At 41.1% G+C, this 10,704-nt stretch carries 14 protein-coding genes; 3 read left to right on the top strand and 11 right to left on the bottom strand.

The window, feature by feature from the left end; all coding sequences use genetic code 11:
* Window positions 1–131: 131 nt before the first annotated feature.
* Window positions 132–1,517, bottom strand: coding sequence for a S41 family peptidase (locus tag ACSLGF_RS17590; RefSeq protein ID WP_230030292.1), 1,386 nt, complete (start codon window positions 1,515–1,517; stop codon window positions 132–134).
* A 151-nt stretch (window positions 1,518–1,668) separates the two neighbouring features.
* Between ACSLGF_RS17590 and ACSLGF_RS17585 the strand changes: the two genes are divergently transcribed.
* Both ACSLGF_RS17585 and ACSLGF_RS17580 read left to right on the top strand, forming a co-directional pair.
* Window positions 1,669–2,367, top strand: coding sequence for a class I SAM-dependent methyltransferase (locus tag ACSLGF_RS17585; RefSeq protein WP_456007535.1), 699 nt, complete (start codon window positions 1,669–1,671; stop codon window positions 2,365–2,367).
* A 92-nt stretch (window positions 2,368–2,459) separates the two neighbouring features.
* Entirely contained in the window at window positions 2,460–2,711 is a 252-nt protein-coding gene (locus tag ACSLGF_RS17580; protein ID WP_099728729.1) for a hypothetical protein, read from the top strand.
* Between the two features lie 50 nt (window positions 2,712–2,761).
* Here the strand turns inward: ACSLGF_RS17580 and ACSLGF_RS17575 are convergent, their stop codons facing one another.
* The 5 genes from ACSLGF_RS17575 to ACSLGF_RS17555 all read right to left on the bottom strand — a co-directional run bounded on the left by ACSLGF_RS17575 (window position 2,762) and on the right by ACSLGF_RS17555 (window position 5,658).
* A complete protein-coding gene (locus tag ACSLGF_RS17575) occupies window positions 2,762–3,592 on the bottom strand; it encodes a M15 family metallopeptidase (RefSeq protein ID WP_456007533.1) in 831 nt (276 codons plus the stop codon).
* A 68-nt stretch (window positions 3,593–3,660) separates the two neighbouring features.
* Window positions 3,661–4,356: a purine-nucleoside phosphorylase gene (gene deoD / locus ACSLGF_RS17570; RefSeq protein WP_034319185.1), complete on the bottom strand. Its 696-nt coding sequence runs from the start codon at window positions 4,354–4,356 to the stop codon at window positions 3,661–3,663.
* A 100-nt stretch (window positions 4,357–4,456) separates the two neighbouring features.
* A complete protein-coding gene (locus ACSLGF_RS17565) occupies window positions 4,457–4,774 on the bottom strand; it encodes a hypothetical protein (RefSeq protein WP_099728727.1) in 318 nt (105 codons plus the stop codon).
* Between the two features lie 54 nt (window positions 4,775–4,828).
* The gene (locus ACSLGF_RS17560; RefSeq protein WP_456007531.1) at window positions 4,829–5,437 is read right to left on the bottom strand and encodes a phosphatase PAP2 family protein; all 609 of its coding nucleotides are present in this window, start codon (window positions 5,435–5,437) and stop codon (window positions 4,829–4,831) included.
* A 50-nt stretch (window positions 5,438–5,487) separates the two neighbouring features.
* Window positions 5,488–5,658, bottom strand: a complete 171-nt coding sequence (locus tag ACSLGF_RS17555; RefSeq protein ID WP_456007529.1) for a YozD family protein — start codon at window positions 5,656–5,658, stop codon at window positions 5,488–5,490.
* A gap of 119 nt (window positions 5,659–5,777) precedes the next feature.
* Here ACSLGF_RS17555 and ACSLGF_RS17550 point away from each other — a divergent pair, with 119 nt between their 5' ends.
* Window positions 5,778–5,912 (top strand): hypothetical protein, encoded by a 135-nt coding sequence (locus ACSLGF_RS17550; protein WP_256498704.1) that lies wholly within the window; start codon window positions 5,778–5,780, stop codon window positions 5,910–5,912.
* Here the strand turns inward: ACSLGF_RS17550 and ACSLGF_RS17545 are convergent.
* The 5 genes from ACSLGF_RS17545 to ACSLGF_RS17525 form a co-directional block, all read right to left on the bottom strand.
* Window positions 5,909–6,589 (bottom strand): hypothetical protein, encoded by a 681-nt coding sequence (locus ACSLGF_RS17545; RefSeq protein ID WP_456007527.1) that lies wholly within the window; start codon window positions 6,587–6,589, stop codon window positions 5,909–5,911. The two genes, ACSLGF_RS17550 and ACSLGF_RS17545, sit on opposite strands and share 4 nt — an antisense overlap.
* Before the next feature lie 149 nt (window positions 6,590–6,738).
* Entirely contained in the window at window positions 6,739–6,963 is a 225-nt protein-coding gene (locus tag ACSLGF_RS17540) for a YozE family protein (RefSeq protein WP_099728723.1), read from the bottom strand.
* 79 nt (window positions 6,964–7,042) lie between these two features.
* Window positions 7,043–7,324, bottom strand: coding sequence for a YokU family protein (locus tag ACSLGF_RS17535; RefSeq protein ID WP_099728722.1), 282 nt, complete (start codon window positions 7,322–7,324; stop codon window positions 7,043–7,045).
* Between the two features lie 2 nt (window positions 7,325–7,326).
* The gene (kamA, locus tag ACSLGF_RS17530; protein WP_099728721.1) at window positions 7,327–8,727 is read right to left on the bottom strand and encodes a lysine 2,3-aminomutase; all 1,401 of its coding nucleotides are present in this window, start codon (window positions 8,725–8,727) and stop codon (window positions 7,327–7,329) included.
* 118 nt (window positions 8,728–8,845) lie between these two features.
* Window positions 8,846–10,222 carry a sigma-54 interaction domain-containing protein gene (locus ACSLGF_RS17525; protein ID WP_456007525.1) on the bottom strand — a complete coding sequence of 459 codons (1,377 nt, stop codon included), beginning with the start codon at window positions 10,220–10,222 and terminating at the stop codon, window positions 8,846–8,848.
* Window positions 10,223–10,704 lie beyond the last annotated feature (482 nt).

Below are 10,704 nucleotides of genomic sequence, written 5' to 3'. Positions count from 1 at the left end.
TAACAACATTCGCATTCAAACGAAACTAAACAACCAATCACCGATAAACTATCGGCAATTGGCTGTATAAAGGTGTTTTGATCCCTGTCTCAAAAACGGGGGTCAGTCCCCTGATGAGGACTGCTTTTTCTTTATTTCATTTCTTTTTTTAAGACTTCAAGTGCTTTTTTCATTTGCGTATCATTTTTCTTTAGCTTATCTTGGATGTTTGTCATGAGTACCGTCGTTGTATCCCCTGTGAGAATACCGTCTGCCTTCAGATCATGATCTGTTTGGAAGCTTTTCACGATAGACTGGAATGCTTGATCATACTCACCATTTGCTTTTGCTTTATAGCCAAGTGCTTGGAACATTTTTTGAGCCGCTTTGACTTCATCACCATTATCATTGAGCTGATACGTCTTTTTTGGGCTTAAATATGGCAGCTTCGCATAACTTGGCAGAGATGCTTTCACCTGTGGTTCAATTCCTTTTTTGTGAATCCAAGAACCGTTCGGTGTCAGCCACTTCGCAATGGTTAACTTGACACTAGAACCATCATTATAGCTTTGCGCATTCTGAACAGTTCCTTTACCGAACGTCTTTTCACCAACAATTTGAATGCCTGATGATTGGTGCAGAGCAGCCGCCATGATTTCAGCAGCGCTGGCTGAGCCGCCGTTTACAAGGACAACTGCCGGTTGATGGACTTTGCGTTCTTTTTCAGCCTTGTACACTTGTTTCTTCCCTTTTTCTTCAACCTGCATAATGACTTTTCCTTTATCGATAAAGTCATTACTCATTTCAATCGCTTCTGTCATAATACCGCCTGGATTATCTCTCAGGTCGATGACAAATCCTTTTGCCCCTTTTTTCTCGAGGTCATCAATCGCTTTATCTAGCTCTTTAGATGTTGTTTCAGCAAAGGACGTAATTTGGATTTCTCCTATTTTATCTTTTGTTAATTTTGCATAAACCGTTTCAAGTGGAATGGTGTCTCTTGTGATGTTCACATCTACATTGCCAACACCTTGCCGATTGAGATGCAGCTTGACATCCGTTCCTTTTTTGCCTCTGATGAGAGAGACTGCTTTGTTTACCGACATTCCTTTTGTACTTTTTCCATTCACTTTTAAAATACGATCATGAGGTTTCAAACCAGCTTTTTCAGCAGGAGAGCCTTTAATCGGCGCGACAATTAAAATTTGTCCATCCTTTTCTTCTACTTGTGCACCGATTCCTTCAAATGAGGAAGAAATGGTATTGTTAAATCCTTCGGCTTCCTCCTGATCCATATATGTAGAGTATGGATCATCAAGTGATGCAATCATTCCTTGAATCGCACCATCTACTAGTTTTTGATCATCCGTTTTTTCGTAATACTCATCTTTTACTTTCGTATAAGCAGCCATGAGTTTACTAAACTTCTCATCTCCTGAGACACTGACAGCACCTTGTTTTGTGACCACAAATGTAATCGCTGAGGAAAGTGCAGCTGTCACCAGAATGGCTATCACGAACTTGAATTGTTTTTTCAAAAAAACACCACCTTTATCTCCTTTCATTATTATCAAGGACGATTCTCCATCCGTCAACCAAAGGATCAAACTTCTATTTGAAAAGATAAGCCACTTGACTCTGCATTGCATAATCTTTAGAGAGGAATATGATAAGGAAAGAAGGGATTTCATGAGTGATTATGTAGAAATGCTTGCCTATTTTGGCGTATCGGGTGCCCATCCTGGTGGAATTGAGTTAACGAAATCGATGATTGAGCATATAAAACTGACGCCGGATGCGCGTATACTGGATGCCGGATGCGGTACGGGACAAACGGCTGCGTATTTAGGAAATTTAGGTTATCAGGTGGAGGCGATTGATACGCAACCTTTGATGATTGAAAAGGCCAACCTTCGATTCGAGCGAGAGGAACTGCCGATCCGTGCCTTGCAAGCATCCATTGAACAGCTTCCATTTCCAGATACAGCTTTCTCTCTACTGATCAGTGAATCTGTTTTAAGTTTCACCGAATTACCTGCGGCGCTTGCTGAGATTAAACGGGTGCTTTCCCCTGGAAGTCAATTGATCGCAAATGAAGCTATGTTAAAAGCACCTTTGAAACCGGAAGAGCTGGCAGTTGTTCGAGATTTTTATGGCTTCCACTCCCTCTTTTCGCTTGAAGAATGGAAAGAGCAGCTAATAGCGGCAGGCTTCCGTGACATTCGGATTCTCTCATTCGATGAACACATGGTGCAGGAGGAGCCTACAGAAATGGATTTATCTGAACAAATACCGCCTTCTCTTTACGATACACTGCAAACACACTATGACCTCATTCAAGCGCACCGGGAACATCTGAGTCACATTCTATTTGAATGTACAGTATAAAATGAGCAAAACTCCTATATGTTTTGTCCAAACTCTATGAGGTCTCTCGCATAGGATAAGAGTGAAAAGAGTTTGTCATAAGGAGGAAAAACATGGAGCGCTACTACAAGCTTTGTCAGCAGCATATGGGGAAAGTCGCTAGAATTACCGATCGTAATGGCAGAGTGCATGTTGGACGTATTGAGCGGGTGACAAACCGCAAAGTTTATATTCGTCCAGTCGGTGGGTCCCGCCAAGGCTTTGGCTTTGGTTATTACGGAGGATATTATGGCTGGGGTGCAGCTTATGGCATTGGTCTCGGATTCATTACCGGCTTCGCACTAGCAGGATTGTTCTTTTTTTAAAAGGAGAATAAAAGAAGGCCCCCCAAACAGCTGGGAGGCCTTTTATTTGTTTAGATCTTCTTCACTTTGTTCATGTACTCTTCAAATGTTAAATCGTGATCATGCATCGCTTTTGCTGCTTCTTTTCCAACATAGCGCAGGTGCCACGGCTCATATTCATATTTCGTGATGTCTTCTTTTCCTTTTGGATAACGAATGATAAAGCCATATTGATAAGCGTTTTTAGCCACCCATTTGCCATCAGGTGTTTCACCAAACTTTTCAGAGATCTCAAAGCCGGCACTCTTTGAAGAAATGTCCATTGCGAGACCTGTTTGATGTTCACTTTCGCCTGGTAAAGCTACTGCTTCTTGGGCTTTGTCTTTCCCTTTTAATTTGACCTCACTGTCAAAAATGACTTTTTGACGGTCGTAGGAGCGATAGCCAGATACAGCAGCCAGTTCGAAGTTTTCCTTTTTCGCGCCTTTGAATAACTTCTCAAGTGCTTCCGCTGCTTCTTTACGAATATATCGTTTTTCAATATCCTCTGAAAAAGAGAATTCTACTTTTGGTACTACGAGATCAGAAGGTTTATAGGTTCCTGGTAGTGCGTATTCTTTGTTGACTAATGCTAGTACATTTTCAGGATTTTGTATGGTTTTCAGCCCACTGACAACCTTGATGTCATTGAAATGTTCACTCTTTAACGTCAGCTCTTGATTAGATGAATCTGCCGTATCATTTGAGTTTTGCTGGGATGTTGAACTTGCTGTGTTTTTTTGTTCGTTAGTTTTGCTTGATTCAGAAGTACCGCTTTTTTGATCCAGCAACTGGCAGCCTGATAGTGCGGCTGTCAGACCAAGAATCGATGCGATTGAGAGTATTTTATAGCTTTTCTTCATGACATACCTTCCTTTTGCTCTTCTCAAAAAATAAAGATGCGCTACATCGTAGCACACCCTTTATCCTATTATAAAACGGAGTCTAGTGCAATTAAGATCATTTCGTCAAAAGTCGTTTGACGCTCTTCAGCAGTTGTTTCTTCTCCTGTCAGAACATGATCACTTACTGTTAGAATCGATAACGCTTTTCTACCAAATTTTGCAGCAAGCGTATAAAGAGCTGTTGTCTCCATTTCAATCGCTAGGATACCGTATTGATCCATAAGCTCAAGTGGTTTTTCATTGTAAAATTGGTCTGCTGTAAATACATTTCCGACACGAACGGCTACATTTTTTGCTTCTGCTGTGTCGTAGGCTTTCTTGAGAAGACCAAAATCAGCGCAAGGCGCGTAATCAATCGGTCCAAATGCCACACGGTTCATTTGTGAATCTGTTGAAGATGTCTGGGCTAAAATGACATCACGCACATTGACATCCTTTTTGATCGCTCCGCAAGACCCAACGCGGATTAAGTTTTGAACATCATAGCTTTGAATGAGTTCATTCACATAAATCGAAATAGATGGTACGCCCATTCCAGTGCCTTGTACAGAAACGCGCTTTCCTTTATAGGTTCCAGTAAAACCATACATTCCGCGCACTTCGTTATAGCACTCGACATCTTCTAAATATGTATCTGCAATATATTTCGCACGAAGCGGATCGCCTGGCAGCAATACCGTTTCTGCAATTTGTCCTTTTTCTGCTCCAATATGTACACTCATTTTTTAGCCTCCACTTACGTTTAACATGTGTTTTGTCCTATTTATTATAAACGATTGAGACCAAAAAAGAAAATACCAGCTGGTATCCTAGATCATCTATTTAACTTATCGTCATCAGTCGTTCACTGCGTTTCCACCCTGCCGGAAAGAGCTGATAATAGCACTTCCCCTTTTTCCTATCATCAATCACAACGATATCCCCTGTTGTGATAAACCGCGCATTGTAATCATTAGGGACTGTATCATGTACATTAAATGTCGAGAATGCTTTTTCCAGAACATCAAGGTGTGTTCTGCCGCCAATCTTAGTCCGGTACACAGGCTGATGCCCGCTTGCAGCACCATATTCAGGTGTCTGATAAATGGTTAAGTGATATGCTGAAGGTTTCTTTTGAAAAAATCTCAACGTCAATTGCATTCAAATCCCTCCCCTTTTATATAAAATTGGCTGGAATCTGTCAATTTCCTTCTTCTATTTTTGTCGAATGACAGGCAATCTTTCGTCAATCTTTTTACATAGAAGAAATAAAGCTAGTCCTATTGCAAAGCCTCCTGTGACATCTGTCAAATAATGGACACCAATATACATCCGGCTGATGCCAATCACAAACACGCATAGCCCTGTGATCAGGTAGACGGTTTTTTGTCTTTCTTTCAGCCATGGAATCATCTCAACTAATAGATATGCGATAAAAGGATAAATCGTCGCTGCATTCATCGAATGTCCACTCGGAAAGCTGTAATAGGTTTCATTGACAAGATGATCAAAGGCGGGACGCTCTCTAGCAAACAGCCCCTTTAGTTCATGATTGATTGTTTTTTCTGTAAGATATAAAAGAAAAAGCAGCATGATAGAGCAGTAGCGCTTATACATCAGGAGTACCACACTAAAGATGAGCATGATTGGAACTAGCAGCGCGCTGATGCCAAAGTCCGTCACAGCCAGCATGACATCATTTATAAAAGGGAGTCTGATGTCCTCAAACCATAAGATGATCTGGTTGTCCAATTCCTGAAATACACCAGATACCATGAGCGCAGTGATGGCACCAAATAAAATGAAAAGAAATAGGATATACATGTGAAAGATTCCCCTCCCTCTCTCCTCAGAATCTCTTCAAAGTATAGTGCCTACCAAGCCTCTTCTTCAATTATCATTGCTTTCCTCAGCATATATTCAAATGTAATGTCAGCCAGCTCAAACGTCTCTAGCTCAGTCGGTATGTACCCTCTTTTGACCAGCTCCATGTAGAAGAATTCCGCAATTTCCTCTGTATCAATCACCAAATCTGCTTCTTTCATTGCTTTCCGCCTCCTTTTTTATGATGTATGAACGCTGCCTGTTTTTTATTACAGTTTGTCATAATGGCTCATTCCATACATATAAATGCAGTAAACAAAAAGAAAAGGGGCTTGAGGCAATGAAATGGTTAAGCATATTAGATGGAGAAACGTTTGATCAGGTGATGGGCCGTATCTTGAGGGGATGGTTTTATGTGATTGTATTTTTATGTGTACCTTATTTTTTATTCGTGTTAGGACAAGTCTTTCTTTAACCAAAATGCTCGTTTAAACTTTCCAAAATAAAATCCATCATATCCTTATATTCTGGATCTTGGAAAAATTCGTAGAGAATTTTATAATCATTATAAATATCAAGAAGCTCATCCACTATAGATACAGCGAGGAATTCTAGTGGTGCTTCGCTTTCTTGCTTCTCTTCCAACTGTAATAGAGCCGTTTGTACCATATCTTCCTCTATTTCTTTTGAGGTTTCTCCCACGTAATGCACAAAAAGAAGCTGATGAACAAACTGGTCCATTTCATATTTCCTTAGGACAAGCGTTAAGTCTTCCTCCTCTGTTTCCAGCCACTCTCCGTCCTTTAGCCTCGTGAGTTCGTAAATCACATCTTCCCAGCCATCTTCAAGGTAGCGCCAAATTTCAGTCCGATGACCAATGATTTTAAATAGCTCTTTTCCGTAATCTTTTACATATACGACATCGCCAATGAGGAACTCATATTCAATGTCCAGCTTTTCTGTATCCACAATCACTCCGTCGTACTCATCGTAAAGCTGAAGTGATGTTTCAAAATAAAGCACCTCATTATGATTGACCTCATACAAATAGTGCTGGTCAATTTGATGGACTTTTGTAATCGTTCCGACTGTGCCGTACATGACAACGACGACAATATCCCCTACTTGATATTTTGGTGCTTTCGCCTTCATTCTGTCTCCCCCTTGCCCGACTTTTGGTCTTAACGTATCGTATGCCGGCGCAAGGAATTCTGCATGGGCAACCACACCATGCAAAACGCCATTTTATTTCTCCATCAAAAAACCGCTTCTCCCATCCGGAACAAGCGGTTGTATGTGTGTTATTTTTTTTTGACTTCTACTTCGTATTGTTCAAACGCTTCGTCAAATGTAGTCATCGAGTTTAAATAATCGCCATTCAATTCTAAATAGGCACACAGCTCATGATAATCAGTGGAAGCTTTAGGAAAGCTGTGATCTTCATAAGCAGCATTTGCAAAATGACTGATTTCATCTTTCGGTTTTGGATGTCTGTACTTCATTAAATAATGGTAAAACGACTTCACCTGGTTTTCCCTCCGCGACACTCTATTTTGTTGTTATATTATACAGGAATTTGCTGACTTGTATAGGCGGAGGTACAACTTATGATGAAAAATCAAAGTAATTTCGCTTTAATAACCGCTCCATGCTCATTAATTCTTCGTATGACATTTTTTCTGGAAGTTTTGTTTGGTCCACTAAAATTAATTGATCTTCTATCTCTTTTACCGTCTCATCCTTTTGATATGTCATTCCGCAATGCATGCAAGAAATGGACGGCGTGTCGATAATTTCAATGGATTGTGTGCCAGTGATCAGCTCCCAATAGACGGTTGTCTGCTCCGCGTTTGCTTTGTTTTCCTCACACCAATCACATGTCAGCAAGGTTATTTCTCCTCCTTTACAGTTTCTTCTTTTTTGAGCTGCGCTTGATATTTCTTCTCTTTTAATTGATCCCGTTTTTCACGTTTGTTTTTGAGCGTATCATGCTCAGGATTTGTCTCATATGCTTCTCTTCGTTTCATCCGGCTTAAATTTTCAGGCGTAAACGATCTTGCTTCATCTTGAAATAGAGCAGTGACGCCAATTGCCGGTTCTTGTTTTTCTTCATAAATTTCATTAAAATACGCATCTCCCTGGCCTGCGACGTAATGCTCTGGCTCTGGGTACGATGTGATGACGCCTTCAAAGTTACGAAGGACGACTTTGTCAGGGCTTTGCGATAATAAATAATTTGGCTGCAGGGCGATCTTTCCTCCGCCTCCTGGGGCATCTACAACAAAGCTTGGCACTGCATAACCGCTCGTATGCCCTCTTAAGCCTTCAATGATTTCAAGTCCTTTTGAGACGGGTGTTCTAAAGTGACCAATGCCCTCAGATAAATCACATTGATAAATATAATAAGGTCTGACGCGAATCTTCACGAGATCGTGCATCAGCTTCTTCATAATTGGAACACTGTCATTAATACCCGCTAGGATCACGGCCTGATTGCCTACAGGGACACCGGCATTCACAAGACGTTCACACGCTTCCTTTGCTTCTTTTGTGATTTCAATACTTGTATTGAAATGGGTATTCAGCCAGACCGGATGATATTTTTTCAAAATCTCACACAGTTCATCTGTAATTCTTTGCGGAAAGACAACCGGCGCGCGGGTACCAATACGAATGATCTCAACGTGCGGAATGTCTCGTAAGTTTTTCAAAATGTATTCGAGCACTTGATCATTGATTAACAGCCCATCTCCGCCTGAAATTAACACATCCCGCACTTCAGGTGTTTCTCTAATATAGCCAATTGCAGCATCTAGTTGCTTTTTTGGTACGCCCATGCCGATCTGTCCGGAAAAACGTCTTCTCGTACAATAGCGGCAGTACATGGAGCACTGATTTGTCACAAGAAACAGCACACGATCTGGATACCGGTGCGTTAAACCTGGGACAGGTGAATCCTCATCTTCATGAAGCGGGTCTTCCAGGTCATATTTTGTTTTATGAAGCTCCTCTGCAATTGGCACAGATTGCATGCGTACCGGACATCTTGGATCGTCTGGATTCATCAGTGAGGCATAGTAGGGTGTAATGTTGAGTGGAATGGTTTTGGTGGAAATCTTCACCCCTTCTTTTTCCTCTTCTGTTAAGTTCACGATTTTTTCTAAATCATCAAGCGTTTTAACGGTATGCGTCAACTGCCAAATCCAGTCGTTCCACTTTTCCTCGGGTACATCTTTCCAAAGCTCAATGTCCTTCCAATGACGCGTTGGTTCATACAGTTTCTGATTCATATCCATTCCCCCTATCAGCATTCACTTTATACTATGCAAGTTATGTGCCAACATGGGAAAATGCCCCTATTGTTTACAAAAGGAGCTTTTTCCACCATATTTTAATGATTGGAAGTGCCTATATTTCGGCATCTGCATATTTCTTCAGTTTGTATTGCAGCGTTTGTCGAGGGATCTTTAAGGCTGCGGCGGTTTGTTTAATATTCCCGTTATGCTTACTTAAAGCTTCTTGAATCAATGTTTGTTCAAATGAAGTAACCTGACTTTTTAATGAGGACTGCTGAGATTCGTTTTCTCTCTTCTGCGCCCGTAAATGAGCAGGAAGATATGCCGGGGTGATGTCTTCCGCTTCCTTTGGCATCATCAAAACAGCATGCTCAATGGTATGTTTTAATTCTCGGACGTTCCCTGGCCAGTGGTGCGCCATAAACAATTGTGTCGTTTCTTCAGAAAGGCGGGTGACATTTTTAGAAAACTGGTGATGATAGGTTTGAATGAAATGATGGGATAGCAGCTTGATATCTTGCTTTCTCGCTCGAAGCGGTGGAATATGAAAAGATGACACATGCAGTCTATAAAACAAGTCTTCTCTTAAAATTTGCTTTTTAACTGCTTCAAATGGATCTATATTGAGTGCAGTAATGACTCTGACATCCACTTTAATGGCCTTTGCATCACCAATACGGCGCACAACGCCATCTTCTAACACACGTAATAATTTTGTTTGTAGCGTGAGCGGCATCGCTTGCAGCTCATCAAGAAAAAGCGTGCCCCCATCTGCTAATTCAAAAAGCCCCTTGCGATCAATTGCGCCCGTATAGCTCCCTTTGACAGATCCAAACAATAGACTCTCAAGTAATGATTCTGGAAGCGCTGCGCAGTTTTGCGGAATGAACACCTGGTTTTTTCGGTCAGATTCATGGACAATGGCTTGTACCAGCACTTCTTTTCCTGTCCCTGTTTCCCCGTAGACGACAACAGACGAAGGATAAGCCGCTGCTTTTTTTGCCTTCTCAAGCATCTCTTTTAAGAGCGGATCATTTGTTAAAAATGAAGAAAAATCATGCATTTGGTCTGTTTCAGAATCACCATTCGTTCGTTTTTTTTGATCTAAACGATTTGAAAGTGCCGACAGCTTTGATACATCTTTTGCTACTTCCACTGCTCCTATTAACTTGCTATCTTCAATAATGGGCAATGTGGTGTTGACCGTTTCAATTTTTTCTCCATTTTTATTCAAATACGTTTGTAAAGAATGATAAATGGGCTTCCCCGTTCTGAGTACATGCATGAGCGTACTTGTTTTTTCAGTTAATGATGGATACACATCAAGGATATGCTTGCCAATCACCTCTTCTTTTTGTAAACAGTCAAATTTAGCGGCATTGTGATTATAAAAGATCGTCACCCCTTGATCATCTACAACATGAATGGCTTCATCAATGGCTTCTAAAATTAATTCAAACCAATTCGCTCTTTCGACAACCTTCCCCATTCTTTCCCCCTCACTTTCAGTGCCAAAAAATAGGCATCTATTGCCCAATTTTCAGCGGCTTGATCATCTTCAATATGGTTCCCCTGTCCTTTTCACGTTTCGCTTTTTCCTTTCGATTTCCTGCTTTTTTCGTCTATTCCAAAAAAAGCCCCCCTCTTATGAGGAGTGCTTCCGCCCTGATGTTTGATAAAGAGACATATCGAATTCTTGCAGCGATTTCCATATACAGCGGCACAATTGGCTTTTACTTCTTGAAAAAATGCAAATCGAGAAGGATGCAGCTTGATTGGCTGATAGAAAGCGCAAATAACTCCACTACCTCAGGGACAATCTGGCAAAAGGTATCATACTGTAAGGAACCGCTCACTCTTAGCTGATTTTTTGCATGCTTAAAAACCGCACTGTGTCAAACACTTCCACGACCATCACTCTTTGGAATACATTCCACTAATTAAGTGGTTACGTGACAGTGCCTCCCACAT

The sequence above is a fragment of the Bacillus sp. A015 genome, from assembly GCF_053851875.1.
Note: the sequence above shows the minus strand (reverse complement) of the source record. Positions and strands in the feature narration are given on the sequence as shown.

What these genes read in the sequence shown, in the direction of transcription:
- ACSLGF_RS17560 (WP_456007531.1), bottom strand. Translation starts at nt 5,437, where the DNA reads ATGTATATCCTATTTCTTTTCATTTTATTTGGTGCCATCACTGCGCTC.
- ACSLGF_RS17555 (WP_456007529.1), bottom strand. Translation starts at nt 5,658, where the DNA reads ATGAAAGAAGCAGATTTGGTGATTGATACAGAGGAAATTGCGGAATTC.
- ACSLGF_RS17545 (WP_456007527.1), bottom strand. Translation starts at nt 6,589, where the DNA reads ATGAAGGCGAAAGCACCAAAATATCAAGTAGGGGATATTGTCGTCGTT.
- ACSLGF_RS17550 (WP_256498704.1), top strand. Translation starts at nt 5,778, where the DNA reads ATGAAATGGTTAAGCATATTAGATGGAGAAACGTTTGATCAGGTGATG.
- ACSLGF_RS17585 (WP_456007535.1), top strand. Translation starts at nt 1,669, where the DNA reads ATGAGTGATTATGTAGAAATGCTTGCCTATTTTGGCGTATCGGGTGCC.
- ACSLGF_RS17580 (WP_099728729.1), top strand. Translation starts at nt 2,460, where the DNA reads ATGGAGCGCTACTACAAGCTTTGTCAGCAGCATATGGGGAAAGTCGCT.
- ACSLGF_RS17565 (WP_099728727.1), bottom strand. Translation starts at nt 4,774, where the DNA reads ATGCAATTGACGTTGAGATTTTTTCAAAAGAAACCTTCAGCATATCAC.
- kamA (WP_099728721.1), bottom strand. Translation starts at nt 8,727, where the DNA reads ATGAATCAGAAACTGTATGAACCAACGCGTCATTGGAAGGACATTGAG.
- deoD (WP_034319185.1), bottom strand. Translation starts at nt 4,356, where the DNA reads ATGAGTGTACATATTGGAGCAGAAAAAGGACAAATTGCAGAAACGGTA.
- ACSLGF_RS17575 (WP_456007533.1), bottom strand. Translation starts at nt 3,592, where the DNA reads ATGAAGAAAAGCTATAAAATACTCTCAATCGCATCGATTCTTGGTCTG.
- ACSLGF_RS17525 (WP_456007525.1), bottom strand. Translation starts at nt 10,222, where the DNA reads ATGGGGAAGGTTGTCGAAAGAGCGAATTGGTTTGAATTAATTTTAGAA.